This window comes from Marinomonas spartinae, from assembly GCF_900089775.1.
In the GTDB taxonomy this organism is placed as follows: domain Bacteria; phylum Pseudomonadota; class Gammaproteobacteria; order Pseudomonadales; family Marinomonadaceae; genus Marinomonas; species Marinomonas spartinae.
Window position 1 is genome coordinate 81,760 of the sequence record NZ_FLOB01000010.1, and the last position, 26,831, is coordinate 108,590.

At 42.9% G+C, this 26,831-nt stretch carries 33 protein-coding genes; 9 read left to right on the top strand and 24 right to left on the bottom strand.

The window, feature by feature from the left end:
- Nucleotides 1-22 precede the first annotated feature (22 nt).
- The 4 genes from MSP8886_RS17135 to MSP8886_RS17150 all read right to left on the bottom strand — a co-directional run bounded on the left by MSP8886_RS17135 (nt 23) and on the right by MSP8886_RS17150 (nt 4,266).
- Complete coding sequence (locus MSP8886_RS17135; protein ID WP_067018702.1) at nt 23-763, bottom strand: LutC/YkgG family protein; 741 nt, start codon at nt 761-763, stop codon at nt 23-25.
- Nucleotides 756-2,213, bottom strand: a complete 1,458-nt coding sequence (locus MSP8886_RS17140; protein ID WP_067018704.1) for a LutB/LldF family L-lactate oxidation iron-sulfur protein — start codon at nt 2,211-2,213, stop codon at nt 756-758. The genes MSP8886_RS17135 and MSP8886_RS17140 overlap by 8 nt, the downstream gene beginning before the upstream one ends.
- Before the next feature lie 25 nt (nt 2,214-2,238).
- Complete coding sequence (locus MSP8886_RS17145; RefSeq protein ID WP_067018706.1) at nt 2,239-2,958, bottom strand: (Fe-S)-binding protein; 720 nt, start codon at nt 2,956-2,958, stop codon at nt 2,239-2,241.
- 279 nt (nt 2,959-3,237) lie between these two features.
- Nucleotides 3,238-4,266: an ABC transporter substrate-binding protein gene (locus tag MSP8886_RS17150; RefSeq protein ID WP_067018707.1), complete on the bottom strand. Its 1,029-nt coding sequence runs from the start codon at nt 4,264-4,266 to the stop codon at nt 3,238-3,240.
- Between the two features lie 358 nt (nt 4,267-4,624).
- Between MSP8886_RS17150 and MSP8886_RS17155 the strand changes: the two genes are divergently transcribed.
- The 3 genes from MSP8886_RS17155 (at nt 4,625) to MSP8886_RS17165 (ending at nt 8,932) form a co-directional block, all read left to right on the top strand.
- Complete coding sequence (locus MSP8886_RS17155) at nt 4,625-5,086, top strand: Lrp/AsnC family transcriptional regulator (protein WP_067018708.1); 462 nt, start codon at nt 4,625-4,627, stop codon at nt 5,084-5,086.
- A gap of 74 nt (nt 5,087-5,160) precedes the next feature.
- A complete protein-coding gene (locus tag MSP8886_RS17160) occupies nt 5,161-6,885 on the top strand; it encodes an aminotransferase class V-fold PLP-dependent enzyme (RefSeq protein WP_067018709.1) in 1,725 nt (574 codons plus the stop codon).
- 283 nt (nt 6,886-7,168) lie between these two features.
- Entirely contained in the window at nt 7,169-8,932 is a 1,764-nt protein-coding gene (locus tag MSP8886_RS17165; protein WP_067018710.1) for a sensor domain-containing diguanylate cyclase, read from the top strand.
- Nucleotides 8,933-8,975: 43 nt separating this feature from the next.
- Here the strand turns inward: MSP8886_RS17165 and MSP8886_RS17170 are convergent, their stop codons facing one another.
- Nucleotides 8,976-9,434, bottom strand: a complete 459-nt coding sequence (locus MSP8886_RS17170) for an MOSC domain-containing protein (protein ID WP_067018711.1) — start codon at nt 9,432-9,434, stop codon at nt 8,976-8,978.
- A gap of 194 nt (nt 9,435-9,628) precedes the next feature.
- Here MSP8886_RS17170 and MSP8886_RS17175 point away from each other — a divergent pair, with 194 nt between their 5' ends.
- The 5 genes from MSP8886_RS17175 to MSP8886_RS17195 all read left to right on the top strand — a co-directional run bounded on the left by MSP8886_RS17175 (nt 9,629) and on the right by MSP8886_RS17195 (nt 13,521).
- Nucleotides 9,629-9,928, top strand: a complete 300-nt coding sequence (locus MSP8886_RS17175; RefSeq protein WP_370737031.1) for a DUF4212 domain-containing protein — start codon at nt 9,629-9,631, stop codon at nt 9,926-9,928.
- Between the two features lie 4 nt (nt 9,929-9,932).
- Nucleotides 9,933-11,699, top strand: coding sequence for a sodium:solute symporter family protein (locus tag MSP8886_RS17180; RefSeq protein WP_067018714.1), 1,767 nt, complete (start codon nt 9,933-9,935; stop codon nt 11,697-11,699).
- A gap of 139 nt (nt 11,700-11,838) precedes the next feature.
- On the top strand, nt 11,839-12,354 hold the full coding sequence (locus MSP8886_RS17185; protein ID WP_067018716.1) for a hypothetical protein: 516 nt from the start codon (nt 11,839-11,841) through the stop codon (nt 12,352-12,354).
- 37 nt (nt 12,355-12,391) lie between these two features.
- Nucleotides 12,392-13,048, top strand: a complete 657-nt coding sequence (gene bluB / locus MSP8886_RS17190; RefSeq protein ID WP_067018718.1) for a 5,6-dimethylbenzimidazole synthase — start codon at nt 12,392-12,394, stop codon at nt 13,046-13,048.
- Nucleotides 13,049-13,320: 272 nt separating this feature from the next.
- Complete coding sequence (locus MSP8886_RS17195; protein ID WP_067018720.1) at nt 13,321-13,521, top strand: hypothetical protein; 201 nt, start codon at nt 13,321-13,323, stop codon at nt 13,519-13,521.
- A gap of 470 nt (nt 13,522-13,991) precedes the next feature.
- Here the strand turns inward: MSP8886_RS17195 and MSP8886_RS17200 are convergent, their stop codons facing one another.
- From MSP8886_RS17200 to MSP8886_RS17215, 4 genes are all read right to left on the bottom strand, one after another.
- Complete coding sequence (locus MSP8886_RS17200) at nt 13,992-14,228, bottom strand: glutaredoxin domain-containing protein (protein WP_067018781.1); 237 nt, start codon at nt 14,226-14,228, stop codon at nt 13,992-13,994.
- A 223-nt stretch (nt 14,229-14,451) separates the two neighbouring features.
- Nucleotides 14,452-15,039 (bottom strand): uracil-DNA glycosylase family protein, encoded by a 588-nt coding sequence (locus tag MSP8886_RS17205; protein ID WP_067018722.1) that lies wholly within the window; start codon nt 15,037-15,039, stop codon nt 14,452-14,454.
- A 15-nt stretch (nt 15,040-15,054) separates the two neighbouring features.
- Complete coding sequence (locus MSP8886_RS17210; RefSeq protein WP_067018724.1) at nt 15,055-15,498, bottom strand: GNAT family N-acetyltransferase; 444 nt, start codon at nt 15,496-15,498, stop codon at nt 15,055-15,057.
- A 162-nt stretch (nt 15,499-15,660) separates the two neighbouring features.
- Complete coding sequence (locus tag MSP8886_RS17215; protein ID WP_067018726.1) at nt 15,661-16,080, bottom strand: hypothetical protein; 420 nt, start codon at nt 16,078-16,080, stop codon at nt 15,661-15,663.
- Between the two features lie 220 nt (nt 16,081-16,300).
- On the opposite strand from MSP8886_RS17215, the gene MSP8886_RS17220 reads away from it, so the two are divergent.
- Nucleotides 16,301-17,152, top strand: coding sequence for an AraC family transcriptional regulator (locus tag MSP8886_RS17220; protein ID WP_067018728.1), 852 nt, complete (start codon nt 16,301-16,303; stop codon nt 17,150-17,152).
- 88 nt (nt 17,153-17,240) lie between these two features.
- On the opposite strand, the gene MSP8886_RS17225 is transcribed toward MSP8886_RS17220, so the two are convergent.
- The 15 genes from MSP8886_RS17225 to MSP8886_RS17295 all read right to left on the bottom strand — a co-directional run bounded on the left by MSP8886_RS17225 (nt 17,241) and on the right by MSP8886_RS17295 (nt 26,819).
- The gene (locus tag MSP8886_RS17225) at nt 17,241-17,723 is read right to left on the bottom strand and encodes an FKBP-type peptidyl-prolyl cis-trans isomerase (RefSeq protein WP_067018730.1); all 483 of its coding nucleotides are present in this window, start codon (nt 17,721-17,723) and stop codon (nt 17,241-17,243) included.
- 266 nt (nt 17,724-17,989) lie between these two features.
- A complete protein-coding gene (locus tag MSP8886_RS17230; RefSeq protein WP_067018732.1) occupies nt 17,990-18,355 on the bottom strand; it encodes a DOPA 4,5-dioxygenase family protein in 366 nt (121 codons plus the stop codon).
- A 140-nt stretch (nt 18,356-18,495) separates the two neighbouring features.
- Entirely contained in the window at nt 18,496-19,131 is a 636-nt protein-coding gene (locus MSP8886_RS17235) for a TetR family transcriptional regulator C-terminal domain-containing protein (protein WP_067018734.1), read from the bottom strand.
- Nucleotides 19,132-19,262: 131 nt separating this feature from the next.
- Nucleotides 19,263-19,736, bottom strand: a complete 474-nt coding sequence (locus tag MSP8886_RS17240) for a HugZ family pyridoxamine 5'-phosphate oxidase (protein WP_067018736.1) — start codon at nt 19,734-19,736, stop codon at nt 19,263-19,265.
- Nucleotides 19,737-19,932: 196 nt separating this feature from the next.
- Nucleotides 19,933-20,304 carry a DUF2750 domain-containing protein gene (locus MSP8886_RS17245; RefSeq protein WP_067018738.1) on the bottom strand — a complete coding sequence of 124 codons (372 nt, stop codon included), beginning with the start codon at nt 20,302-20,304 and terminating at the stop codon, nt 19,933-19,935.
- 97 nt (nt 20,305-20,401) lie between these two features.
- Entirely contained in the window at nt 20,402-21,091 is a 690-nt protein-coding gene (locus MSP8886_RS17250; RefSeq protein WP_067018740.1) for a pseudouridine synthase, read from the bottom strand.
- A 32-nt stretch (nt 21,092-21,123) separates the two neighbouring features.
- Entirely contained in the window at nt 21,124-21,654 is a 531-nt protein-coding gene (locus MSP8886_RS17255) for a GNAT family N-acetyltransferase (RefSeq protein WP_067018742.1), read from the bottom strand.
- 127 nt (nt 21,655-21,781) lie between these two features.
- Nucleotides 21,782-22,414 carry a YitT family protein gene (locus tag MSP8886_RS17260; RefSeq protein ID WP_067018744.1) on the bottom strand — a complete coding sequence of 211 codons (633 nt, stop codon included), beginning with the start codon at nt 22,412-22,414 and terminating at the stop codon, nt 21,782-21,784.
- Between the two features lie 167 nt (nt 22,415-22,581).
- Nucleotides 22,582-22,887, bottom strand: coding sequence for a S24/S26 family peptidase (locus MSP8886_RS17265; RefSeq protein ID WP_067018746.1), 306 nt, complete (start codon nt 22,885-22,887; stop codon nt 22,582-22,584).
- A gap of 195 nt (nt 22,888-23,082) precedes the next feature.
- Nucleotides 23,083-23,361 (bottom strand): hypothetical protein, encoded by a 279-nt coding sequence (locus tag MSP8886_RS17270; RefSeq protein ID WP_067018748.1) that lies wholly within the window; start codon nt 23,359-23,361, stop codon nt 23,083-23,085.
- Nucleotides 23,362-23,370: 9 nt separating this feature from the next.
- On the bottom strand, nt 23,371-23,814 hold the full coding sequence (locus MSP8886_RS17275; protein ID WP_067018749.1) for a DUF2753 family protein: 444 nt from the start codon (nt 23,812-23,814) through the stop codon (nt 23,371-23,373).
- 300 nt (nt 23,815-24,114) lie between these two features.
- Nucleotides 24,115-24,744, bottom strand: coding sequence for a cob(I)yrinic acid a,c-diamide adenosyltransferase (gene cobO / locus MSP8886_RS17280; protein WP_067018751.1), 630 nt, complete (start codon nt 24,742-24,744; stop codon nt 24,115-24,117).
- A 23-nt stretch (nt 24,745-24,767) separates the two neighbouring features.
- Nucleotides 24,768-25,382: a trimeric intracellular cation channel family protein gene (locus MSP8886_RS17285; protein WP_067018753.1), complete on the bottom strand. Its 615-nt coding sequence runs from the start codon at nt 25,380-25,382 to the stop codon at nt 24,768-24,770.
- A gap of 76 nt (nt 25,383-25,458) precedes the next feature.
- Nucleotides 25,459-26,049, bottom strand: coding sequence for a histidine phosphatase family protein (locus MSP8886_RS17290; RefSeq protein WP_067018754.1), 591 nt, complete (start codon nt 26,047-26,049; stop codon nt 25,459-25,461).
- Nucleotides 26,046-26,819 (bottom strand): adenosylcobinamide-GDP ribazoletransferase, encoded by a 774-nt coding sequence (locus MSP8886_RS17295; RefSeq protein ID WP_067018756.1) that lies wholly within the window; start codon nt 26,817-26,819, stop codon nt 26,046-26,048. The genes MSP8886_RS17290 and MSP8886_RS17295 overlap by 4 nt, the downstream gene beginning before the upstream one ends.
- Between the last annotated feature and the right edge of the window lie 12 nt (nt 26,820-26,831).

The window sequence follows — 26,831 nt, forward strand, 5'->3', positions numbered from 1 at the left end:
TAGAGTGTTTATTATCAAATGATTATTGGTCATCCAGAATAATGTAGGTGGCAAAAATGGGACCATGCACCCCAACTACTTTAATTAACTCTATATCCGCCGTCGAGCTGGGTCCAGAAATAAAATTGATACAGGAAGGCATTCGCTCGCCAGCTTTGGCTTTCTCGGACAGCAGAGCTGTCGCCTGAGTTAATCTTGGCATAATGGCACTTTTGGGTACGACAAACACCGATGCCTCAGGCAATAAACTAATCGCTCGTCCCTGTACAGCCTGACTATAGAGCACCATGGTGCCAGATTCTGCTAAGGCTTGTTCTGCAAATACAACCCCTACCTTAGCGCGTTCACAAACACGGATATTGGCGTCGTATCCAAGGGATGAATCCCATACATATGAACTTAATCCCGCTTGAGTAAGCTGGTTAATATCCACATCAGCTAGCAATCGTACATCAGCGGATAACACAACATCGTTGCCGCCATTAAACGATTTATTTTGTTGATAAGCATGACAAACCTCAAACAACACCTGACTCAACTTAGCCTTAGTTGTAACAATAGCCTCAGCACCCAATGCATTTTTGGTGTAATCTACCAAGTGATCTCTTAGTTGATCTGGCGACCATCCTGCCATAACCTCTTGATGACAACGATATTTAAAAGCAGGTCGAACCGGTGCTTGCGTGCGTCTAGGCCGATCTAATACCTTAGCAATATTATCCAAAAAAGCGGTACGGTGCTGTAATCGCTCCTGATTAGTCATGACGGTCTCCTGCCTCATTTTTCTGCTGTTCCACTGTTGTTTGTTTTCGGTTTTTAAACCAACTACGGAAAGACTCACCATCAGGTTGAGGCAGATCGCGCGAGTCCGTCCAATCTTTTAAGGGCCCTGCATTAAAAAGCATTTTCCCGTCTTTTATCGCGGCATTGGCCACTTTAGCCCCCACTTTAACCGTTTTACTCCACAATGCTGGACGCGCATTCACATAGTTAAAAGCCCTCGCTGCTGCGCGTTCACCAAGGGGTGTTAATTTACTTTCTGCCATCACTTTACGGTGCTTAAGCAATAAATCAGATAGGGGGATTTTTACAGGACAAACGTCGTTGCAGGACTGGCATAAACTACAAGCATAAGGCAACTCTTTAAAATCCTCATAGCCACCCAAGAGCGGTGACAAAACAGCCCCAACAGGACCTGAATAAATGGAACCATAAGATTGACCACCAATGTGGCGATAGGCTGGGCAAGTGTTCACACACGCCGCACACCTTATACAACGTAGAATATCTTTAAATTCAGAGCCCAAAATAGTGGAGCGACCATTATCAACTATCACCAAGTGGAATTCCTCGGGTCCATCACATTGATCACCTTCCCTTGGGCCCGTCAACGCCGTCACGTAACCGGTTAGGGGTAACCCCACCGCACTTCGGCATAACAAGCTAACCACTATATCCAGCTCTTCAAAGGTCGGTACTAGACGCTCCATCCCCATCACTGCAATATGCGTTTTTGGCAGACTGGTGGCCAATCGAGCATTGCCTTCATTCGTCACTAAACTAACCGTGCCCGTTTCTGCCACGGCAAAGTTACAACCAGTAATACCAATATCTGCTTCTAAAAAATCATGACGAATATGCTGGCGTACAAAGCGCGTCATCTCTTCTGGGTCATTCGTCCCTTGATAATCTACTTTCTCTTTGAAAATATCACGGATTTGAGTACGGTTTTTATGTAACGCAGGCACTACAATATGGGAAGGCGGATCACAATCATCTACTTGTAGAATATACTCACCAAGATCCGTTTCAATCACTTCACAACCAAGAGCTATAATGGCCTTATTCAGATCAATTTCTTCGGTCACCATGGATTTGGATTTTACAATTTTTTTGGCCTTTTTTTCTTTGATGATGCCTTCAATATAACCCGCAGCCTCTTCGGCTGTTCGAGCAAAAAACACATGGCCACCGTTTTCCACAACCTTGTCACTCAGCTGCTCTAAATAGTAATCAAGATTCTCCAAAACATGCTGGCGAATCTCCTTTCCCATTTCTCGCCATTGCTCCCAATTACCTAATGCGTCGGCGGCTTTAGCACGGTTAGAAAACATCCGCTCTTGTGCATTGGCAACAGACTGGCGCATATAGCCATCTTGCATTTGAATATCAATGCGCTCTTTAAACGTCGCATGACTGGTTTTCATCGACATGTTTGTCCCCTTACAACGAAATAAACTAACAGCTCGTCAACACTTCGGCTATGTGCATGACCTTGATCACCTTCCCTTCACGATGAAGGCGCCCTCCTATGTTCATCAGACAACTAATATCAGCACCAATCAAATAATCGGGTGTCACCTCACTCATATGACGCACTTTTTCTTTTACCATCTCTCCGGAGATCTCACCCATTTTGACAGAGAAGGTTCCCCCAAAACCGCAGCAGGTTTCTTGATTCTCAATAGGTAATAGAGTTAGGCCTTCTACCTCGGCCAATAAAGATAAAGGTTCATCACGTACCCCTAGCTTACGAATTAAACTACAAGAAGGATGGTAAACAGCCGTTCCAACCAGCTTCGCTCCCAGCTGTACAACCCCTAATTCACGAACCACAAATTGGGTTAACTCAAAAAGTCGATCGGCAACAGCTTGCGCTCGCTTGGCCCATTCAGGCTCATTTTTTAAGTATTCGGGATAGGCCTTAACCATGGCTGCGCAAGAACCTGCAGGAGTAACAATGGGGTAATCATTACACTCGAAGGCACGAATGAACGACTTCATAGCAGGCTTGCTACTTTCTACGTAGCCACTGTTAACAGATGGCTGGCCACAGCAACTTTGGGCCTCAGGAAACATTACATCGCAACCTAGCTGCTCTAATAAGGCAACCGTACGCTTCGCGACGTTAGCTTTGACAGTGTCACATAAACAGGTGACAAAAAAGTTAACCTTCATACAGGCTCCTAGGGCGTTATTATTAAAATGCCCTAACATAAAGTGATGATTGAAGAATCACTGTATAATGGCGCTTTATGGCAAAATGTATAGAAGCAAATTTCACTTAAAAGCCCAATAGAAAACAATAAAAATAAGAAAATGAACGTATTTTTATAATTTAATATAAAATTCAATAAGTTAAATTATAACGAAAATCTGAAGTGAGTTTGATTATGATATTTTAAGAAACAATTTATCGTCATATACGAAATAATAAAAACGCAGCCGTTATATCAACTATTTTTCGCCTCCCCTAAGGCGATCTTTCACTGCATCTAAAGCAATAGACATTTGTTCCAAACCATCAAACAAGCGAGTTGACGCTCTCATTGCTAAGGCATCCATAATAACAAAGCGGTTTTCTTTCACCGCGGTCATATTGCGCGTGTACGGGTGACGTTTAAGAAACGCAATCTTCGTTTTATAGTCGTCCGCTTCCCAACGACGGCGATTCATTTTCGCCAACACAATAACGGAAGGGTTCGCCCTAGAAATGGAGATCCAGTCCATGAGAGGCCATTCCTCATCAGAGTGCACAATATTGTCTATCCCTAAAGCATTCAAGATGTAACCAGCAGGGCTAGTTCGCCCAGCGACATAAGCCGGGCCATCAAGATTGGGACTAGAGTACCAAAACACCGCAGATACATTATTTAATTCATCCTTTTTCGCTCGTGCAATCGCATTCGCTTCTCTCTCTTTTAATTCAGCAATAAACATGGCCCCTCTTTCCTGCTTATCAAAAATGTTAGAGAGATCTTCAATGCCTTTATATAAGGACTCGGTATTAAACATGTAGACCTGCGCGCCATTCATACCCACAGCATTGTCGTGATTAGCACAATCTGTTGGCAACACATAGGCGGCAATACCATGGGACGCAAACAGCTCTCTAGAACCTATTACCCCACTCTCCCCGACATACCACTCAAACTGTGAACCAATAAAATCCGGTTTTTTTTGTAAAATTGACTCAAGAGTCGGTATATCATCCGATAAACGCGGAACGATTTTATCTATCTGTGAAAATTGTGGAACCACATCATTCAACCAGACACTTGTGCCAACAATTTTATCCCACACTCCAAGCTGATAGAGGGTTTCGGTCACATCTTGACCAATTGAAACCACAGCCTTTGGGGGCTCAAAATAGGTATGTTCATACCCACAATTCTCTATTTTTAATGGGTATTGAGTCTGAGCAAAAGACGATGTGCTCGCTAAGCCAGCCAATAAGCCCACTACAACACATAGTACATTACGCAAAAGATGCCTCCTTCGTTTTAAAGTATTTTAAAACAGTTATTTGAGACCTTTTCACTATGTCATAAGTTCAACCAAGATCTCTACTTGGACAGGCATGCTTCTTCCAAAAAGTTACCAATGTGAAACCCACTAAAGATCCCATCTAGTCCCAGGTAACCATCATGCCCTTTTTTCCTTCCTATTCATGAAATATAGACTGCTATTTAGTAAATATTAGACTTTTTAACATTATTTTTTCGTCTATTAGAGAACTACAATTCCTAATATCTCTTATTTTTAGAAACTAGGTTGCATAGACAATTAAAAAAGCACATCATCAGAAAAAATATCCTAAAAAATAGATTTAAAAGAAAACAAAATGACTTTAGATAACATAGATATGCAACTTCTTGCCTTAATTCAAAGTGATGATAGTATTTCTAATGACACTCTTGCTCAGCAGGTTGGTCTCTCAAAAACCCCATGCTGGCGCCGTATTCAAAAGCTCGAAAACGCTGGCTACATTAAACGAAGAGTGGCGTTATTGGATGCAGACAAGCTTGAGCTCGGAGTATCGGTTTTTGTCCAAGTGAAAACCAATCAACACGAGGTGGATTGGGCCACGAATTTTTCTCAAATTGTGGCGGAGTTTCCAGAAGTAGTGGAGTTTTATCGCATGGCTGGAGAATACGATTATTTATTACGAGTGGTGGTAAAGGACATACCCGCTTACGACCGATTTTATAAACGCTTAATCAGCGCAACCGCTCTGACTGACGTGACCTCAAATTTTGCGATGGAACAGATTAAATATACAACGGAGCTGCCTTTATCTATCTAAAAGCAGATCATTATTGCAGCGCAAATAGAGAGATTCGTTACAGGTAAAACATTTATTAACAAAGGCAATCTCGAATGCAATCTACTGTCAAAACCGCTCCTCAAAAAGTGACAATAAACGCCACCATAAAGACTAAAGAGAAAGAGGCACTACTCGAACGTATTCGACAAGGCATCATTGGCAAAGAGACGTTGATCGACACCCCATTTGGAATGCGCAGGCTGACTTATGCCGATTACACTGCCTCCGGACGCAGTTTGCAATTTATCGAGGATGCTATCCAGCAGTATGTTATGCCCTACTATGCGAACACTCATACGGAAGCCAATGCCACAGGCCAACAAACGACGTGCTATCGTGAGCAAGCTCGTGAGCAAATACGACAAGCGGTCAATGCCAGTAGTGAGGATCTTGTTTTATTTTGTGGTAGTGGTGCAACCAGTGCAGTGAACACCTTGATCACCCAGTTAGGGCTACGAGACCTTACGGCCCAGGAAAAACACAACACCATCGTGTTTATCGGCCCCTATGAGCACCATTCGAACGAATTACCATGGCGTGAGCTAGGCCTAAAAGTGATTCGTATTCCACAAGGCAAGGAAGGGGGGGTGTGCATCAAAACACTGGAAAATAAGCTGCAAGAACATCATGGTAAACGTCTTATTGGATCATTCAGCGCCGCTTCCAATGTCACAGGCATATTATGCGACCAAAATGCCATTTCCGATTGCTTACATCGTTACAATGCCTTGTCTTTTTGGGATTTTGCCGCCGCTGCACCTTATATCGATATTGATATGAACCCCCAGCAGAATAAGCAACTCGCCAAAGACGCCCTCTTTTTCTCGACACACAAGCTGGTTGGCGGCCCAGGTACACCTGGGATACTCGTGGTCAAGCGCGCCTGCATTAAAAACCAAAAGCCAAGCCATATTGGTGGCGGTACGGTCTCTTTCGTCACCCCAGACTCCCATACTTTTTTACCGATTGGCGAACGTCGTGAAGAAGGTGGCACCCCCGCAATCATAGAATCCATTCGTGCTGGCCTCGTCTTCCAACTCAAACAAGCGGTTGGCGTCGATACGATCCTCAACAAAGAACACGCCTGGGGGCAAAAAATACAGTCTCGTTGGAGCCACTCTTCCACAATCGAGCGATTAGGTCATGCCAATGCACCAAGCCTTTCCATCACAGCGTTGCGAATCCGCACTGACTATGGCTATTTACATCACGGTTTTGTCACCTCTTTATTAAACGATTTATTTGGCATCCAGGTCCGTGGCGGTTGTTCGTGCGCAGGCCCATATGGACATCAACTATTAGGGATAAATGAAGCACAGTCCAAACGCATTCAAGAAGCGATAGCGAAGGGTGAAAAACTCGTCAAACCTGGCTGGGTACGCTTTAATCTCAATTACTTTTTAGAAGAAAGCGAGGTGGATTTTATTCTTGATGCGGTTGATTTTGTCGCGGAGCATGGGCTCACTTTATTACCCTATTACGCCTATCTCCCAGAGAGTGATTTATGGCGTTTTCAAGGCAAAGAGGCAACCACTACCAAGCCTCTTAATACCTTATTATCGTCAACATTATCGACAGTCCCTCAAGAGTCTTCTCCACAAACATCGACGATAAATAAGAAGCAAGATTGGATGAACCGATCAAGCTATTTCGCAGCGGCATTAGATATCGTTTCAGATTGTCAAAGTGGCCATTATGTTCGCCAAAAACAGGCTTTTAACAAACAATATAAAGACATCAAAACATTCGTTTTGGTTGACGACTTACAACCCTCTTAAGAGTTTAAGACTTTGCTTAGGGCCATTTGATAAAATGGTAAAACCTTTCTTGACGGCCACAGCATAACTTATCAATTGGCCAATATCCCACTTGGACACCCTGATATTTATCGCCAATCTAACGTTTTTGGCTTTGAGCATCATTTGTTTTTTTATGCGCAATAACTAAGAAATATCATATGAAACACGACAATTTACATGACTTTAGCTAGTACATCAGGTTATATAGAGCAATAGAAGTAGGTTATTTTACATAATATAAAAGTACGTCAGGAGACGAAACATGGCAAATGAGGCTAATACAAAGCTCAAGCCGCTGAAACAATTAGGGTTTCGCCTAAATTTAGTTCTTTTAAGTGTCCTTAGCTTCTACATTCTAACAACAGGTTACAGCCTCCTTACTTTACGAGAACAATCCCAAGAGTTCGATGCATTGTCTAGCGCCTATTTTGACCGAGCAATGCACGCAGCCGAATTATCTCGAGAGGCAGAAGTCATTGCCTCTGATACTCTAGTCAATATGCTCAACCAAGACTATGATGAACGATACATTCAATCTCCAACCATTGGCCTGCCCGAACAAAATAAAAACAATGCCAGTAATGACTCATTTGAGCGGTCTTTTGAAAAGATTCGCAAGCAATTAACAGCTAACACTCCACAAGAACAAGTCCTAATTGAAAAAATAGATAGGCTAAAAAAGCCATACTTCAATACTATTCGCACCTTAAATAACTACCTTATTGAAAAAAGAAAGATTACTCAGGCACAGCGTAATATTGAGTATCATCTACTGAACTTACAAAAGGAAATCTACCTTATCCCCCAAATACCAGAACATGAAAAAAGCCTTATTGATGAGCTTATCAAAGCTATTAACTTAAGCGTTCTGACATTACATTCGACAACCTTCCATCAGCTAATTACCCAAATGAATGGCATCTCAGCCTTCATCTCAAACATAGCCTATCAAGATAATTTAACCCCATTTGAAAGAAAAAACATCATTTTAATCAGCAAGTTATCCCAACAGGTATTCACAACAACACTCAAACAACAAATGCAACACTCTGCCACATTAACAGCAGTAAACACAACGCGAACGGAAGCTAAAAAACTCAGTAATGCGTGTTATAAGCTTTATCAGCTATTAAAGCAGTCCACACAAAAAGCCTCTTCAGAACATAAGGCATTTATCAGTAAAGTGATGCTAAAAATCGGCTTATTTAGTATTATTTTTCTGTTACTAACAGGCGTCGCATACTGGTTCATCCATTACTATCTGATTCGTCGTTTAAACCGATTAAATAGGGTGATGCTAGAACATGTCAAAGGTGTAAAAACAGACGTTCCTCAGTCAGGCAATGATGAAATTGCAATGATGGGAAGAGCATTTTCCATTTTTGTCGAGGCGACTAATAAAGCACAACAAGACTCCCTAGAGGCTCAAAAACGTACTGAAGAAGCCAATCAAAAACTGACTCAGCTCAACCAGTCATTGAAAAAATTAAGCCACACCGATGAGCTCACTCAAATGGCGAATCGCCGACACTTTTTCCACGAACTTACTAGTATGTGGCAACTTGCCTGCGATAAACAAATCAACATGAGTATCATCATGCTTGATTTAGACTGGTTTAAAAGTTTCAACGATTTCTATGGACACCAAGCTGGAGATCAATGTTTATTTCAAGTAGCGCAATTGATTCTAACAGAAGTAAAAAATACGCAAGGCATAGCCGCCCGCTATGGAGGTGAAGAATTCATCATTCTACTACCCTATTTTGACCTAGACCAAGCCGTACTGTTCGCTAAAGGATTACAAGACAAGCTCAACGAAGAAAAGATCAAGCATCATAAATCGCCTCAAAAATACATCACTCTCAGCCAAGGTGTTACCAGCCATATGCCAAAGGAAGGAGACAAATTTGATCATCTTATCCATCTCGCAGACCAAGCCTTATATAAGGCAAAAAATAATGGGCGAAATCAGATAGTCGCTCAGGACAACACAGAAAATGTATCGTTAAGAACTTCTCTCAGCTAATTAGGTTCCCTCTAATATGCGAGTAAATAAACATTTAACAAGATTACTCCTCACGTAAAATAAAAGGCATACCCGTTTTTAAAATCCCTGTGCTTAACACATCAGCTCTTAGCCCACCACGATGTAACCAAGCTTTAACCACTTGTGGCGCCGATAAAGAATCATTAGCTAGCAACTGCCCCAAGTACGCACAAGGCTCACACAATTCCACCCCGTAAAAGCGCACATCGCCAATCATAAACTCTTTCCCTACCAAATTATTTAATCGAATTCCCTCAGTCACAATGTTTCGACGTGTCGCTGACTGTCCAATTTGTTGATCAAAGTTCGTATTAAAAGCCTCAATTTCTTCGCTTTCTACAAAGGTGATGTTCTGGCCAGCTTCTTGCCGCTTGCCATAGCTGCGGTCGCCGACAATGCCTTTTCCAGCATCTACTTTAACGGCCTCAATTCCAATTTGGGGCATTTTCGACTTTTTGGCAACAAATATGCTTTTGATCATCCTCTTTTCCTTCCTTAATCAAACTCACCTAAAACGATTTTTTGCAATCTATCAGCAAATAACGGGCTCATTCATCACAACATTACCCCCTAGACTATTATGCTAACCATACCATCCAACCTGTATATCTTACATTCATACATAAATTTTGTTTATTTATTACACAAAACAAACAAATCGCTGCTAAATTAAAAATGCGCTGTAAAACAATAATTATAAATAAGGAGATTACTGTGTCTAACCCCAAATCAAATGCTGAAAAATACTGGCAAGCTAACCTTAGGCTCATTCTAGGCTGCTTAGTCGTCTGGGCATTAGCCTCTTATGGTGGCGCTATTTTGCTACGCCCACTTCTATCGAGCATCCACATTGGAGGAACGGACCTTGGCTTCTGGTTTGCTCAGCAAGGGTCCATGCTTGTTTTTATCGCAATCACCTTTTTCTATGCTTGGAGAATGAACAAGTTAGACAAAGAATTTGGCTTAGAGGAGTAGTTCTATGAGTCAATTTGTCATTAACTTCTTATTCGTCGGAGCTTCCTTTGCCCTTTATATTGGTATTGCTATTTGGGCTAGAGCAGGCTCTACCAAAGAGTTTTATGTCGCAGGCGGTGGCGTTCACCCAGTTTTAAACGGCATGGCAACCGCTGCGGATTGGATGTCTGCCGCGTCGTTTATCTCAATGGCGGGTTTAATTGCCGCTGGCGGCTACGCCAATTCCTCGTTTTTAATGGGCTGGACTGGCGGTTATGTCTTACTCGCCATGCTGTTAGCCCCCTATTTACGTAAATTTGGTAAATACACAGTACCTGATTTTATTGGTGATCGTTTTTATAGTAGCGGCGCAAGGTTAGTGGCCGTTGCCTGTTTAATCATCGCCTCTACTACCTATGTGATCGGCCAGATGACAGGCGCCGGAGTGGCCTTCTCGCGCTTCTTAGAAGTCAGCAACGATATTGGGTTGCTCATCGCCGCGGTAGTGGTCTTTTTGTACGCGGTACTAGGCGGTATGAAGGGCATAACTTATACGCAAGTCGCTCAGTATGTCGTGCTGATTATCGCTTACACGATACCCGCCATTTACATTTCCCTCCAGCTCACCGATACCTTCTTACCTCCTATAGGCTTATTTTCAAACCACGTTGAATCAGGTATTCCGTTATTAGAAAAGCTGGACCAGGTGGTACGCGAATTAGGCTTTAGAGATTACACAGCTGATGTCGATAATAAACTCAACATGGTTCTGTTCACTCTGTCTCTCATGATTGGTACTGCGGGCTTACCACACGTTATTATCCGTTTTTTCACCGTACCAAAGGTTGCAGACGCACGTTGGTCGGCAGGTTGGGCCTTGGTCTTCATTGCATTGCTGTATTTAACGGCGCCCGCTGTTGCCTCTATGGCTCGTTTGAACTTGTTAACAACCATTTACCCAAATGGTCCCACAGAGCAGCCAATAGGGTACGCTGAACGGCCCGACTGGATCAAAAACTGGGAAACCACAGGCTTGATCAAGTTCCAAGATAAAAATGGCGATGGGCGTATCGAGCTCTACAACGACTCGCCAGCTTTTGCCGCCACGGCAGCAGAGCGAGGCTGGAATGGTAACGAACTCAGCGTCAATAACGACATTCTTGTATTAGCAAACCCAGAAATAGCCAACCTACCGGGCTGGGTTGTGGGACTAATCGCTGCAGGCGGGTTAGCGGCAGCCCTGTCTACCGCAGCGGGTTTATTGCTCGCCATCTCATCGGCCGTCAGCCACGATTTAATTAAAGGAACCATCAATCCCAATATATCTGATCGGGGTGAATTACTAGCGGCGAGGATCTCTATGGGGGTCGCCATTGCCGTGGCAACCTATTTAGGCATGCATCCACCTGGCTTTGCCGCCCAAGTTGTCGCATTGGCTTTCGGCATTGCCGCTGCGTCTATTTTCCCTGCCTTAATGATGGGGATTTTCTCTAAACGTATCAACAATAAGGGAGCCATTGCGGGAATGCTGGCAGGTTTAGGCTGTACCTTAGTCTATATCTTCCTATTCTTAGGATGGTTCTTTATTCCTGGTACCGCTTCGTATACCAATACCCCGGATAACTGGCTCTTTGGTATCTCTCCATTATCATTTGGAGCCATCGGCGCAGCTATTAACTTTATCGTAGCGTTTACCGTCTCTTCCATGACAGAAGCCCCCCCTAAACACATTCAGGACCTAGTGGAAAGTGTTCGTTACCCACAAGGTGCTGGTCGTGCTGTTGATCATTAAGCCCTATCTAATATTAACGTATAGGCAATATTGAAGTGCAGGGAACAAGAAACCGAACAAGATAATCGTGTTCGGTTTCTTTGTTTATAGCAACTTCCTGTATGATGATCACCAATCTAAAAAGAGTAAGAGAGAAACCATGTTTTGGGAATTCATTGCGACCATCTTTGCAGGACTAGGAGGAGCAGGCATTGCTCTTTTACTGCGTCATTTAACAAAGAAAAAAGCCCCCGCCTGGTTTGTTCCTGCCTTTGCGGGTTTCGCCATGCTAGGCTTGCAGATACAAGGGGAATACGATTGGTATCCGCATCAAGCCAGTTTATTACCAAAAGGCATTGTCGTTGTAAAAACAGTGCAAGAGAAAACGTTGTGGCGCCCTTGGAGTTATATCTATCCTCAAACGGTGCGTTTTATCGCAGCGGATATGGGTCATTCAGCCGTCAATCAACGCCACCCTGACTGGGTATTAGTTGATCTGTATTTCTTTGAACGACGACACAGCGCAAAGCGCGTCACACAAGTGATCGATTGTAAAAATAACGCCCGTTCCAACTTTTTCAAAACCGCGCAAGATTCCACCTTTGCGTGGCATAAATTAAAAAGTAATGATCCTATACTCACCACGGTGTGTGCAGGTATCGGTACTACTCATTAATTCCCACCATACAACGTAACGAATAAAGAACACCAAAATGAAAATTACCCAAGAAGAACGCAATGCTGTTTATAAAACCATTTTTGCTCGTCGGGATGTGCGAAAGGAGTTCATCGATAAACCCATCCCTGATGACGTATTAGAACGTATATTAATCGCAGCACATCATGCTCCAAGTGTTGGTTTTATGCAGCCTTGGGACTTTATTGTGGTACAAAATCCACAAACCAAACGAAAAATAAAACAAGGCTTTCTTACTGCCCATGCTGAAGCTACAAATATGTTTGAAGGAGAACGTAAAGAAAAATATCAAAACTTAAAACTCGAAGGTATCGAAGAGGCACCTCTGGGCATTTGTGTGACCTGTGACCGTAGTAGAACAGGCTCAGCCGTATTGGGACGCACAGCAAAACCGGAAATGGATTTATTCAGCGCTGTCTGCGCGGTACAAAACCTATGGCTGGCAGCGCGGGCGGAAAACATTGGCGTTGGTTGGGTCAGCATCGTACACGACCATGTGATTCGAGATGCTCTTCACATTCCAGAGAGCATCGATATTATCGCCTACCTATGTGTTGGCTACGTTGAACACTTTCAAACCACCCCCGATCTAGAACGTTTTGGCTGGTTGCCTAGAAGGGAAGCCAAAAGTGCCATCCACTTTGAGTCGTGGCCTAACCCGATAAACGAGTAAACCAGCATCTATACTGACCTCACACTCATCAGCAAGCAAAAAAACAGCTCTATTTTACGGCTGTTTTTTTAACATCAAACGCTTTACCCTCCACTTCGTCATAAAGCTTCTTACTCACAAATCAAAATAGTTGAGTTTAATTCATCAATGAGGATAGAAAACATCGTTTGTTATTTAGACAGCCGACACCTAATATTATCCTTGTAGTCAGAAAGTTGAATCAACTAAAGGCTACACGATCTAAATAAGCTGAATACAAAGAGGAATACATTATGAAAAATCAAAAACCTATTGAAGACTTACTTGCTGGTGTCGACACAAAATATCTTTCTGAAAGTGAAAAAGCAACCTTAATAGCTCGCGCAAAAAGCACCGAGTATATTTTTGACCTTATCTTTTCCGCTGCCGCTTCTATGAAAAAAGCAATTTGTAAATTTAACGTGTACGCATCTAAACTCGCGCACCTTGCTTAATTGTGACGTCAATAAAACATATTTCTAAGAGCAACTGAGCAAGCATTAATAACAGGCCTCTCATCCTAACATGGCCTTTTAAAAATGACTTACTCTTCGGGACCACGCGCTAGAATAACAATAAGCGCCCACTCTCCCGCTTTATTTCCCTCCTAATATTTTTATCCTTTTTCTATTGCCTTTCTTATGATCAGACATAGTGTATTTTATTATCTAGATACATCTAATCTGACGTTGACTTAATGTCTTGCTCTAACGTTTTTTGCATCCCTAACAAAAAGTTTCTACCAACACAAATAATGGCCTACCAATCAGCTACACAAAGTGTGCGGCAATATTTCATCTATCTCAATAATAAGCAGTTTATAGGGTAAGTGTCTAATAAGCGTTTTTATGCTAGCCTTATTCTTTTAAACCTATTATAAAATCTAAGTAAAGCACATTAAAAAATAAATTACGCTAAGTACATATTACATAATAGAAAAACGACGCTGTAGATCGTGAAAGCCACCGATGTATTCATCGTCTAAAAACACTTGTGGGAGGGTATATATATCATGACCAACCAACCTAGACAACGCCACTTTATTTAGATTCTCACCTTTTATATCCACATAGTGATAAAGAACATCATGGTCATCCAGTACTTGTTTCGCTCGGCGAGAAAACAAACAGTCATCGTGCCCATACAATAAATATTTTTTCATAGCCATGCTACCTCATAAAAAAACCACTCTATAAGAGTCACGAGGTTATATATAATCAATTGATATTATTGAACATATTGTTAGAAACTATTAAAAATACTGTCTCAGTACTATTTGCGAATTGACATAATCCAAGCCCTGTTTTATTTGAAGAAAAACACACGATGATACTCGAGAAGATTTTATAACACTCAATTCACTATACTCTCAACAAGAGTACATTTTAAATAATACGCTCAACAATCATTTTTAACGCTGGTAGAACCTCCTCTTCAAACCAAGGGTTTTGCTTTAGCCAACGGTTATTACGAGGGCTTGGGTGGGGCAAAGGAAGCTTGCCTTGAGCTAAATAGTCTTTCCAGTGTTTCACTTGTTCCGTGACTGATGCTTTCCCTTCAACACCTAGATGATAGGCTTGGGCATAAGAACCCAGCACGATAACTAACTCAATGCATTTAAGTTCAGCCAGTAATGGTGCCCGCCATAATTCCGCACACTCTTTTCTTGGAGGCAAATCGCCAGATTTCCCTGTCCCAGGAAAGCAAAACCCCATGGGAACCAGTGCTATTTGCTTAGCATCATAAAAAACGTCTTTTGATACTCCCAGCCATTGACGTAGTCGATCACCACTTGGATCATCAAAGGGTCGTCCAGCTTCATGAGCTTTTTGCCCAGGAGCTTGCCCTGCAATCAAAATTTTTGCATCAGGATGGATTTGTAGAATGGGCTTTGGGGGCAAAGGAAGGCAAGCGGCGCAATGCTGACAACCTCTAATAGACGATTCTAGCTCGATAAAAGAATGACTGATCATCGCAAACTCACAATGCTACCGGAGTGATAAGGACATAGACACAAAATCCTCTTCTTCCTCTATTATCACATAGCCAAGGCCTTGATAAAATTGAATCGCGTTTGCATTACATTTAAAAGAGGATAAGGTCACGGCAGTACAACCACTTTCCCTAGCCTTTTTTTGAACAAAAGCCATGATAGAGGTGCCAATATTTCGTTGCCGCCACTCGGGGAATACAATTAGCCAATGAACATGACAGGAAGCATTATGACGCTTGTAACACAGTACACCAACACGATCTTGTTTCATTTTTACCCAATAGAACCAATCTAGGGAATACTCATTCTCTAAGCGCTGACGCTGAAACTTATCATCCCAGCCAAACACGGCATCAACATATGGAAAGATACCTTCCTTAATACGAACAAACAAATCCTCAAATTCGCTTTTTACTATGGGCTCTAACACAAGCTTCATACTACTGTCCTAACCTATTCAGCCTTAAGACTGACCTTAGAATGCTTCTTTTTAAATGGCAATAGAAGATTCTTTTATGCGACTGGCAGCAATGAGAAGCGGTCACATGGAGACAACTTAGAGCCTATTTTGGCTATTGAATGTTTTTCTAGTTAGCCCGACCTAAAAAGGTGTCCATGCTTCTATTTGTTCACTTAGCAACAGTGTTTGCGCTAAGTCCAGCGCTTCATTCTTGGTGGCAACCATAAACATGGGATAGCCCCAAAACTTTTCATAAACGAGGGCAAACGCCTTAGTTGCGAGCCTTTTGGCTGTGTTCGGCTCGATGTAGATTGCTGCTTTGACGAAGGATCTCAATTCACTCTTGTGACGCTTCATCCAAAGTGACATTTGCTTCATTTCTTCCGGAGAATGCTCGTGATCACCTTCATCTTCATTAAGCCCCTCGTCATTGAGCAAAACAAAAACACTCTTACGAGCGAGTAAAGCCTCAAACTCATCAAAGAGTGAAGCTTCGGGATCGGCGCACTGTGCGTTTAGTCGTATCCAGACTAGGGGAAACTGCGAGACATCAAGCAACATATCAATACTCCTTATAATATAAGAAAAATCGCTAGCGGCCACACCTTGTCAGAAAAATGCTCCTCCTTTTTGGGAGGTGCCATGCTCCGAGTGAGCCAAATAGCTAGCATGGTTAATCCAACAATACCTACGGAATAACTGGACGTCATTGCGTAATTTGGCCATAATATTTTTTAATTAGGCCAATCTATCCTCTTCGACCCGAGGTTCAACAATTATTATGTCGAACATTGCCATCACTGACCTGAACGTAACCCGAGACGTTGATGACGTCCCTAGGCCCGTTGTTGCTCTGGGAGCCACATCGGTAACAAAGGACTGGGAACATGCAAGTCATCAGCACCACAAGGCGCAGTTACTTTATTCTGTTCGTGGCATCCTCAACTGTGAAATTGAAGATGGAGTCTGGATCGTGCCACCGCAATGCGCGATATGGATACCGGGAAACTTACCCCACTCGGCCAGAGGATCGGGTGAAACAGAGTGTTATTGCCTATTCGTCGAGCCAAATGCCGCACCGGATCTTCCAAAAACCTGCTGTACGATTTCGGTATCGCCACTGCTACGCGAGCTGCTTCTAAAAGCAGCAGAGATTCCTGAACTATATGCGCTGGGAGGGCGGGAAGATCGACTGATAGCCACTTTGCTGGATGAATTAGCAGCGGCTCCGGTGGAAGACCTTCATCTGCCGATGCCGCGCGACCCGCGATTGCGCCGCCTAGCGAAAATGATGTTGGCCGACCCAACAGACAAAACCTCAAAGGGCGATTGGGCCACTCGCATTGGCATGAGCGAGCGAAGCATGAGCCGCATCCTACTGCACGAAATCGGCATGAGTTTCGGACGCTGGCGTCGACAACTGCATGTAATCCTTGCACTACAGCGCTTGACTAAGGGTGAAAGCGTGCAAACAGTGGCATTAGAACTGGGGTACGAAAATGCCAGCGGATTCGTAACCATGTTTCGCAAGGCGGTTGGTAAACCTCCGGCAAGATACCTCTCAGATCGAACGATTAGCACAGAGCCTGCTTCCGTTCCCGGCATCATACTCACTGAGCAAATATCCCCCTAAGTACGGTGCTAGCGTTATTTTGAGATAAAAAAAACGGCCCTGTTTCCAGAAGCCGTTTTTTCGTATGCTATGTTGAACCGGCTTAAGCCTAGTGCTGATGACCGCCTTCACCATGGACATGTCCATGCTCTAGCTCTTCTGCTAAAGCCTCACGAACCTCGACGATTTCTACATCAAAGTTTAATGTCTTACCCGCTAATGGGTGATTACCATCTAACATCACACCATCCTCTTCCACGCCAATGACCGTTACAGGCTGTTGGCCGCCTGGCGTTTGAGCCATAAACTGCATGCCAACTTGAATGTCATCAACGCCTTGGAAATTCTCGTGTGGCACTTTCTGAATCAATTCTTGATGTACTTCACCGTACCCGTCAGCAGGTGCTACTTCTACGTTCAATTTATCGCCAGCCACTTTACCTTGAATCGCTTTATCTAAACCATCAATGATATTTTGGGCACCACTCAAGAAGACTAGAGGCTCTTGACCGACAGAAGAATCGAGTTGCTGACCTTGGTCATCAGTCAATGTGTAGTGCATGCTTACTACGGCGTTTTCAGAAATTTGCATTGTCTTCTCCTAATTAAAATGAATAAGGGAACGAGTGCTTGATACAAGCAAACAGACTTTGCGTAACACCGCCACAACACGAACCCAGACTGTAGTAGTTTGTCCAACTATGATAACGCGACATAGATTGAATAACTACCGTCTAAGCAATCAAGTTTGGGACGTTCAACCATTTTTCTAGGGGGAGTTAAAAAAACTTTTAATACAAAACAAAAAAAACACTTAACAATGATAACGTAAGCGGCTTTTCTTATTGTAAATCCCCCTTAACCTGCATCGAACTGAGAAATATCCAGCTTATGGGCATGACCTAACCAACTCACACCTTGAGTATGATCAAAATAATCATCACCCGTTACCGGATGAACAAACACATCAAGTGATTGTCGATTCAACATCAACCAGGGAACAAAGGCCGCAAATGTTTTGACGGCAAAAGATAATTGACAACTCCACAGTGGATGAGGACCAACAGGCTGTTGATGGAAACGACCAATCTGCAACTCGAATAATTCACTCGCTTGCTCCGCAACCTGTTTCGCCAATTCAAGGCCAGACTCATCTCGATAATATAAATGAGCATGATAAGCCTTGATATCCGACGTCTCTACAGTACGTCTATTTTGTTTCATAGCGCCTTCTATTTCTAAATAATATTAGATTTTCTAAAGCATTTAAGGTCTTATAAATAGCAAAAGGCCGAAAAATAGCCCATTTAAATGGGGTCTCAATCAGCCTTTAACCATTATTACAACGAAAACAATCGATCAGATCAGGCAACCTGCGTTTGTGGTAAGCTCAAGCCGACACCTTGCAAAATAATGCTACTGACCGTGTCTCCAACACGCTTCAGATCCTCGTCATCCTGAGTCCCTTTATGCGACAGAGCCAGTATTTGAGCTTCAAAATCCGCGTAATGCTGAGTCGTTGCCCAAATCATAAAAATCAAGCTGGTTGGATCAACCGAACGCATCTTTCCACTATCGATCCAAGCTTGAATTAGCGCTGTCCGAGAGCGAAACCAAGGACTTAAATCCTCCTTTAAGTATTCACGAATATGATTCGCGCCACTAATGACTTCCATGGCAAAAATACGTGAAGAGCGACCTTGTTCGAAACTTTGCTTCAGCTTTATACGGATAAAACTGTCCAACACTTGCGCTGGATCGTCATCCACTGTAGCGCGGTCAAAAAGATCATTCCACCCACGCACAATCTTATTAAGTACTTGCTTGTACAAGTTCTCCTTCGACTGAAAGTAATAGACAATATTCGGTTTTGGTAATTCAGCACGGTCAGCAATATGTTGCAAACTGGCCCCACTAAACCCCTTCAAACCAAATTCCACTTCAGCCGCGTCTAAAATACGAGTAAAAATTTCTTCACGATTACTTTGACGCTTACTCATTACTTTCATAAATCCTTGTTAACCGCTCTCTACATAAACCCTATGTTACTTAGTTCATCACCCTATTTTGCCGAAGCATTAAAGCCCAACGAAAATTTCACAATAAAAATAATGAAAATCGTCTATGACCTTTAATAAAGTACTGTATCATCAATAACGTAATCGTTTTTGAATTGCTGAATAAAGTTCACTTTTTCTGGATCTAATCGAACTAGGTAAAAATCCTTTTGCGCAACTAACGTTGTTACCGTCTCACCAAAACGATCTGTTAACAGCTGAATCCCCGTTGTCCACTCTTCACTATCTTGCTCAATAAACTCCGCTGTCACATCGTATTGAACACGAGGACGTAAGTAAGGATTATTCGACTCAGACTCTTGTTGAACAATCATCACGCAACCAATTGGGTGGTTATGCAGATGATGAGTATGAGGAGAGAGTTCGCTAACGAGTAAATAGAAACAGTTTTCACCCAAAGCATAGGGGGCGTAAGAAGAGAAAGGACGGTTCTGCAAAGATAACGTCGCCAGCTGCAACGATGTGACAGTTTCTAAAATGGTTTTAATCTGATTAGACATTTGCGATGTATCTGTAGACATTGTCATGGTGCACTCCTTTTAAAGATGACACCTCATCCTACCACAGCCTGTATTAGCCGCATTAGATCGATATCATCTTTGTTAGTAAATCATCTAAAAAATACGCTGACCTTTAAAAAGCGCTTACTTTGCACTCTGAAAAAGGCAAAAATACAAAACGCTGGAGTAGGCTCCCCCCAACCACACGCTCTGTACCAGCAAACTATTCAAAAAGCGCTTTTAGCTCTTCAGCGGTCGATAGTTTGCCTTCATCTTCGATATTTGGAAACACGGCAATCGTAATATTATCCTGCATTAGGCTAGGCAACCATTGGCCAGTAAATGTCGACAGCTCAATCGCAATGGGTTCACAGTCATCCCAATCCTCTACCGCCCACTGGCTGGCAAACTCTGCGTCGGGCCAAACCATAACACAATCACCATCATCCGTTTCTACCATAACGAAGCCTTCTTCATTACTGAGACTCCAAACGGTTTGGGTCTGTTTCGCTTGCTCAATAAAATACGCTAAACGTTCGCTATCTGCTGCAATCAGTAGTTGGACACGTTCGTCCATCGTCAACTCTTTACTCATCTGGATTCTCTCTTACTCTATGATGAAACCTGGCGCTTGTTAATTGAGCGCTTATCTTGCCTCATACCTAACCTCTACATGAGATAGTAGACAAGCTTTAAAAATACGCCACTTCGTCTTTTGTCAGCTCACGAAACTCACCTGGTTGCAGACCCTCATCCAACGCCAAAGGACCAATTTGATCACGGTGCAGGGTTTCGACTCGGTTTCCTACCGCCGCCAACATACGCTTGACCTGATGGTATTTCCCTTCTTGAATCGTCAGAAAAATCTCTGTTTCAGTAATACGCTCCGCTTTAGCGGGTAAAGTTGGAGCCTGCTCGCCATTGAGCATCACTCCCTCTTCTAACTGCGTTAACGCATGATCATCAATCGGTTCGGCCAAAGTCATCCAATAACGCTTTTGGCACACACTTTTTGGTGAGGTAATACGATGTAACCATTGTCCATCGGTCGTAAACAACAACAAACCCGTTGTATCCTTGTCTAAACGCCCCACCACTTTTAGCGGCTGACCTAAGTGCGTCTCCAGTAAATCAATAACAACGGGGTGATCGGCGTCTTGCGTGGCACAAACATAGCCTGCAGGCTTGTACATTAAATAATAACCTTCAGAAGGCCAAGCCAGCGGTACAGCATCCAAACAAATGACATCGTTCTCTTCTACTGGATGATTGGCTTTTTTAATCACCTCACCATTTACCGTTACACGGCTTTTAGATATCGCTACTTTAGACGCTTTACGAGCAAGGTTTGTCACATGGGATAAATAAAAATCAAGTCTCAAGAGATCGCCTATGGCTATGGGTGAATATATACTTACGAGAATACTTCGTGTGTGGGTTCAATTTCTTTATAAAAAAAAGTGGCATTATGTAACGCACCATTGGCACTTCGGGTGTAGCCGGGGACTTCTCCAAAGGGAATATAGCCAAGTTTGATATACATGTCATGGGCTACATCATCACTGCGTACCTCCAAGATAAGCAATTGACGCTGCATGGCCGCCGCAACTCGCTCCACGCCTTTCATGAGCGTACTTCCCAAACCATGCTCTCGAGCTTGGGTATGCACCATCAGTTTTCCAATATCGCAGCGATGTAAAGCATTGGCTTTAGGTGACATGCCAATTTGTACGCTACCGACGATTTTATTATCTTCGCGGACCAGTAAAACCTGTTTCAGATTGACTTTTAAATCGTCATTCACAGTTAACCAATAAGACTTGGCCTCCAACTCACTCATAGGAGGTAAAAAACCGATGGGAGCCCCTGAATCAACCGCATCACACAGTAATTCAATTAGGTCATTAAGGTAAGGCTTAAGATCATCAACTTTGAGCAGCTCCAAACCAAGTTTCCTTCTTTTATCACAATGTTTCTATAATACCTGAGCGCGACCACATAGGAAATCGTCACGCTCACTTTTAAAAAAACAAAATCTAATAGGCTGTTTGCACGCTCAATGCAAATGGTAGCTAAATAGAGACATTCCCCAAATAGCGGCCAGGTTTATGATTCACTGCGATGATCATGTTCAAAGCGACGGAACCAATAACCGAAATGGCCACCAGAGACATATCCACGATAAATAACGAAGAACTCAAAATGATCAAGTCAACCAGCATCTGAAACTTACCAATAGACCAACCATATTTATCTGCTAAAAAGCGAGACAATATATTAATGCCTCCTAAGCTCGCGTCATGACGAAACAGCATCAAAAAACCGACCCCCATCAAAAAGCCACCGATCACCGCCACATACACTGGCTGAACACTCGCAAAGGAAACGAGCCGAGGCGTAACATCAGAAAAAAAAGACAGACAAAAAACCGACGCAAAGGTCTTTAACGTAAATTCCCAACCAATGTGTCGAATGGCAATCAAATAAAAGGGAATATTGATTAAAAAGAACGCCTCACCAAAATTTAACGAAGTGGTATAACTTAATAGAAAAGCAATACCAGCAGTACTGCCTGTTAGCAAACCAGCTTGGGAAAACAAACTGACACCCAGTGCAATAATCAAGGTACCAATCAGCACCGCTAAAGCATCTTCCAAGCGAGTATGACGTTTAGTTGGAGTAGGAGCAACATTAGAACCAGACATAGTATTCTCTATTTAAATCACACGGTAAAAGGGCAAAATGAAGCGTAGATTTTAATAAGTAGAGGGAAAGAGACCAAGAGAGCAGGACAAAACAAAATCGGTAGATTTTTAAAAGATGTACAATTTTTTGTACAGTAAACTCTATGTAAATACTGGCAGAGACATCACTAGCCGTCAGCTTGTTTCCTATGATTTGCGCGTATACGGAAAACAACCTTGCCCAATACACGTCGAGGGGAAACCCAGCCAATACGCTCCGATTCTAAGCTAGTTGGGTGCTCTCCAATAAGCCATAACTGACCATCTGGCGCAATATGACGTATCTTTTTTATGATAATACCGTACAAAAAATGATCGACGACAACAACATCTCCAATACAGCATGAGAGAAACCATCGGCTCGTTAAAACAAAGTCATTATGGTGCAAGTAAGGCGCCATACTTTGCCCCTCGATTTTCATTAAGCGAAACATAAATAACTTCCTCGTTCACTAGGTCTATCGACTATCTCTATAATAAAAACATTCATTTAGCCCCCTTCATTTTCTTATCACTTTGCCCGGCAAAAAGAAGATTGGCTCTGTATACGATGCCTCCTTTGTGCAGCTTGCATGGCCATGTCTGAGACCGTAATACTGTGCGCTTTGGCTGTTTTAAAACCAATTACTTTATCTACTAAACGAATTACCCAATGCAACATACTCTATGACTCCTTTGTTGTTGATGAGGTCTATCTTTTTCTCACGATGCTTGCGACCTCGAATACACTGTTTATAGACAAAACCAGAAACAATAAAAGTCCCAACAAGGCACACTAAAAAATCATGCAGCAGCAACTCCCACTGTCGTATTTGCCCATTTTCTAATAAAAAAAATAGAGAACTAAAACCTAGAATAAGAAGAAATAGGATACCTTTCTTCCCGATCAAACCACTTCGCCTTTTCATATCATTCTCCTAGTGAAAGGCTGCTGTTAATGTGGAAGGAGTCAACTGGGGAAACGGGTGTAACAAAGCAGAATGCTTAACCACCCTCTCCTTTCCAAAACTTTGCGTGAACAATTCCCACTCAAAACGAATATGATTCATGGTCTGGAAAATAAGATCACGCTGCTCCAAAGCTAAGTCAGGTCGAGCAATCACAGCTTGTAAAAAATCAATAGCCTTCTCAAATTGTCTATTAGCAGCCATCACATTTCCTAGCCCAGTATAAGACTCTGCAATATTAAGGTAACTAACCGCCGTCGCCGCCACAACAGACTCTGGATCCAGACAGAAATCCTCCTCAAAACGTTTTAATATTTGATCGAGCGCTTGTTGATGAAAATCTACCGCTTCTAAAAAAGCATGATTAGAATAGGCTTGATTCGCTTGTCTTGTTAATTTTTCCCAGTTTTGCATCGTCTTTCCTACCTCTCATGTAAGATGAGTTTATCAGAGCAACTTAATGAGAATAATTATCATTTAAAAGAAAAGAAAAATCCACCCTTTTTGATAATAGATCTCATTTGTTTTTACTATCAGGAGAAAAACAATCATCAAACAAAACGATAATCGCGTGTTTTTTAAAGAAGCGTATCGGTACTGGGTGCTCGAAGCGGTTTAGAAAGAAAAGTAAGGTGCTTTTGGAAGACAGTCCATCCAACAAGGCACTAGGTCTTGTTGGACAAACTTAAGATGATAGGATCATGCACAAGAGCACTACCATTCGATGCCTGCTTGCGCTTTTACGCCATTGGCAAATGCATGACGCTCATTAGCAATTTTACTGTGCGTGTCCACACTGTCTAACAAGACTCTTGGTGCAGTACGGCCTGTCATCATCACATTTTGATACTGAGGACGATTTTTCAACGCCTCAATGAGGTCTGCATCATCCAAGTAACCGTATTTGTACATATAAGTAATTTCATCTAATAGAACAAAATGAATATCCGGATTCGATAACACGCCTTTCGCCAATTGCCAGGCTTGCTCTGCTGCTTCTTTTTCCAGCTCAGGGTTGCGAGTTTCCCATGTAAAGCCATGACCCATTACATGAAATTCGACGTTTGGATGAGCACCAAAAAACAGCTGCTCACCGGTAGCTTTTCGGCCTTTAATAAACTGAATCACGGCACAACGCTGTCCGTGTCCCAAAGCTCGCGCCATCGTACCAAACGCACTAGAGCTTTTGCCTTTACCATTGCCGGTTAACAAAATCGTGACACCACGTTCCTGTGTAGCAGCCGCAATACGCTTATCCACCACCTCTTTCTTTTTTAATAAGCGCGCTTCATTTTTATCCGCTTGTTCCACAACTGGAGTCGATGGTTTCTCTTGCTCTGACATAATTGGTCTCTTTTTGATTCGCATTATTTCTTTTTATAAAGCAGCCAACTTGGGTAATACAGCCCTTTGTGAATAGCAAACAACCTCAGTATAAAAATCAAAGAGGCCGCGTAAATCGAGTTATATTCATGATGAGGAATGTTTTTCTGCAAGATAACAAACAAAAGAGAGCCTAAGAAAGCGGGTGTGGCGTAAAACTCACGACCCAATATCAAAGGTGGACGATGACTCAATACATCACGAATAATACCACCAGCCACCCCAGTAATCACTCCCATGGTAATCGCAATCATCGGAGAAAAACCAAGGGCGAGAACACGCTGCGTCGCAATCACCGTAAACAAAGCCAAACCAAAAGAGTCTGCATAATGGAAAACTTGTTGGCGATCTTCAATGATACGAACCGCAAAAAAAGCAAAGGCAGAAGACAAAAAGGCCACCCACAAATAGGAGGGATCTTTTACCCAATACACCTCATCCACCCCTAAGATCACATCCCGAATTGTCCCACCACCAAGGGAAGTCACCATACCAATCAGTGCCACACTGAATAGATCCATATCACGCTTCCCAGAGGAAATCACGCCCGTGATGGCAAAAGCGGCGATACCCACCATGCCTAAAATATATAGCAACATTGCTTTTTTTAATCTCTATAAAATATTCACTGGCTGGCAAGCACAGACCAATGTTCGTTTCAAACAAATGGTGTGACTAACGAGGCACCCAATCACCTGCCCCTAAACGGTTAAGGGTAATAAACTCACCACGAATAGTCAGTTCCGTCACACTGTTAAAGCCCACATCAATACGATGACACTGAGCTAATGGCCATTGGCACAACAAACTAACAAGCACCTTAATCACTCCTGAATGGGTCACCGCAACACAAGCGTCCAGCTCTTTGTCCTGAACCGATTGCCACCAACCCGCGACTCGATTCGCCAAGGATTGCAGAGACTCCCCTCGATAGGGGGCGGATTGAACCAGGTCTTCCATCCATGAATCAATTGTTTCTTTAGGTATCATGTTCCAAAACTGATTTTCCCATTCACCAAAATCCAACTCTTTCAACGCATCCACACAAGAAGATGTGCCTCGGCTTAACAGTTGGCTCAACTCCGCTGCTCGGCTTAATGGACTGTGATAAAAGGCCACCTTATTATGCGCAAAACGGTCATCAAGATACGATTGCAATATTAAACTTTGCTCTTGCCAACCATCCGGTAATGGCACATCGGTCGCGCCATAACACAATCCAGTCGGTACATCTGGCTTTGGGTGACGAATCAACAACAGCTTCACACAAATACTCCTAATACACACAGCAGAAGAATAACTTCACCTATCTGCTCCATCGCCCCCAATGTATCGCCATTAAAACCGCCAAGTTTCTTTTGCAAATAGAAATGGGTGCCTAGGGTAAATAAAGCTAAGATGCAGATCGCTTTCAGCAGGTAAGCAAAATCAAAAAACACCAACAGAATACAAGGCAGAAAAACAATCCCCCACTCCTTCATCTGTAGCGTTGCAATCATCGTCTGCGCTTTGCTCTGTCCAGTGGACACATAGTCCAGCGAATTCATGATCACTATCGGCATCACCCGAGCCATTGTATGAGCAGCAATCCAAATCAATAGGCTAGACCATGCTCCATCATCCAAGGACGTAATGGTCGATAAAATTTGTGTTAACAGAAGCCACTTCAGCATCATCACAAACCAGATGGCTAGCGCTGCATAGCTACCAATACGTGAGTCCTTCATGATGGAAAGACGCTGTTCCTGGGTCCAGCCCCCTACCAGTCCATCGCAAGCGTCCATCAAACCATCTTCATGAAACCCACCCGTCAACAGCACAGCGCTAAGTAACATGAACAAGGCCTGTAATGAAGCACTTAACCCATCAAGCAACAAGGGCCAAGCACTTAATACCGCGACCAACACGCCAACCCATGGCAAAAAGCACACCGCTGGAGTGTGCTCTTTCTCATCCCAATCCACCTCAAAAGGAAGACGTGTGTAGGTAACAATGCTGCGTTTAAGCCCTTCTAAATAAGGAGTGAACTGACCCACTCACTGTCTCCT

Coding starts and splice junctions, on each gene's coding strand:
- MSP8886_RS17145 (WP_067018706.1), bottom strand. CDS start 2,958: ATGAAGGTTAACTTTTTTGTCACCTGTTTATGTGACACTGTCAAAGCT.
- MSP8886_RS17270 (WP_067018748.1), bottom strand. CDS start 23,361: ATGAAAAGGCGAAGTGGTTTGATCGGGAAGAAAGGTATCCTATTTCTT.
- MSP8886_RS17160 (WP_067018709.1), top strand. CDS start 5,161: ATGCAATCTACTGTCAAAACCGCTCCTCAAAAAGTGACAATAAACGCC.
- MSP8886_RS17265 (WP_067018746.1), bottom strand. CDS start 22,887: ATGTTTCGCTTAATGAAAATCGAGGGGCAAAGTATGGCGCCTTACTTG.
- MSP8886_RS17225 (WP_067018730.1), bottom strand. CDS start 17,723: ATGCAAATTTCTGAAAACGCCGTAGTAAGCATGCACTACACATTGACT.
- MSP8886_RS17205 (WP_067018722.1), bottom strand. CDS start 15,039: ATGATCAGTCATTCTTTTATCGAGCTAGAATCGTCTATTAGAGGTTGT.
- MSP8886_RS17200 (WP_067018781.1), bottom strand. CDS start 14,228: ATGAAAAAATATTTATTGTATGGGCACGATGACTGTTTGTTTTCTCGC.
- MSP8886_RS17275 (WP_067018749.1), bottom strand. CDS start 23,814: ATGCAAAACTGGGAAAAATTAACAAGACAAGCGAATCAAGCCTATTCT.
- MSP8886_RS17180 (WP_067018714.1), top strand. CDS start 9,933: ATGAGTCAATTTGTCATTAACTTCTTATTCGTCGGAGCTTCCTTTGCC.
- bluB (WP_067018718.1), top strand. CDS start 12,392: ATGAAAATTACCCAAGAAGAACGCAATGCTGTTTATAAAACCATTTTT.
- MSP8886_RS17210 (WP_067018724.1), bottom strand. CDS start 15,498: ATGAAGCTTGTGTTAGAGCCCATAGTAAAAAGCGAATTTGAGGATTTG.
- cobO (WP_067018751.1), bottom strand. CDS start 24,744: ATGTCAGAGCAAGAGAAACCATCGACTCCAGTTGTGGAACAAGCGGAT.
- MSP8886_RS17235 (WP_067018734.1), bottom strand. CDS start 19,131: ATGAGTAAGCGTCAAAGTAATCGTGAAGAAATTTTTACTCGTATTTTA.
- MSP8886_RS17175 (WP_370737031.1), top strand. CDS start 9,629: ATGCGCTGTAAAACAATAATTATAAATAAGGAGATTACTGTGTCTAAC.
- MSP8886_RS17140 (WP_067018704.1), bottom strand. CDS start 2,213: ATGTCGATGAAAACCAGTCATGCGACGTTTAAAGAGCGCATTGATATT.
- MSP8886_RS17185 (WP_067018716.1), top strand. CDS start 11,839: ATGTTTTGGGAATTCATTGCGACCATCTTTGCAGGACTAGGAGGAGCA.
- MSP8886_RS17155 (WP_067018708.1), top strand. CDS start 4,625: ATGACTTTAGATAACATAGATATGCAACTTCTTGCCTTAATTCAAAGT.
- MSP8886_RS17230 (WP_067018732.1), bottom strand. CDS start 18,355: ATGAAACAAAATAGACGTACTGTAGAGACGTCGGATATCAAGGCTTAT.
- MSP8886_RS17195 (WP_067018720.1), top strand. CDS start 13,321: ATGAAAAATCAAAAACCTATTGAAGACTTACTTGCTGGTGTCGACACA.
- MSP8886_RS17240 (WP_067018736.1), bottom strand. CDS start 19,736: ATGACAATGTCTACAGATACATCGCAAATGTCTAATCAGATTAAAACC.
- MSP8886_RS17245 (WP_067018738.1), bottom strand. CDS start 20,304: ATGAGTAAAGAGTTGACGATGGACGAACGTGTCCAACTACTGATTGCA.
- MSP8886_RS17170 (WP_067018711.1), bottom strand. CDS start 9,434: ATGATCAAAAGCATATTTGTTGCCAAAAAGTCGAAAATGCCCCAAATT.
- MSP8886_RS17260 (WP_067018744.1), bottom strand. CDS start 22,414: ATGTCTGGTTCTAATGTTGCTCCTACTCCAACTAAACGTCATACTCGC.
- MSP8886_RS17285 (WP_067018753.1), bottom strand. CDS start 25,382: ATGTTGCTATATATTTTAGGCATGGTGGGTATCGCCGCTTTTGCCATC.
- MSP8886_RS17135 (WP_067018702.1), bottom strand. CDS start 763: ATGACTAATCAGGAGCGATTACAGCACCGTACCGCTTTTTTGGATAAT.
- MSP8886_RS17215 (WP_067018726.1), bottom strand. CDS start 16,080: ATGTTGCTTGATGTCTCGCAGTTTCCCCTAGTCTGGATACGACTAAAC.
- MSP8886_RS17165 (WP_067018710.1), top strand. CDS start 7,169: ATGGCAAATGAGGCTAATACAAAGCTCAAGCCGCTGAAACAATTAGGG.
- MSP8886_RS17220 (WP_067018728.1), top strand. CDS start 16,301: ATGTCGAACATTGCCATCACTGACCTGAACGTAACCCGAGACGTTGAT.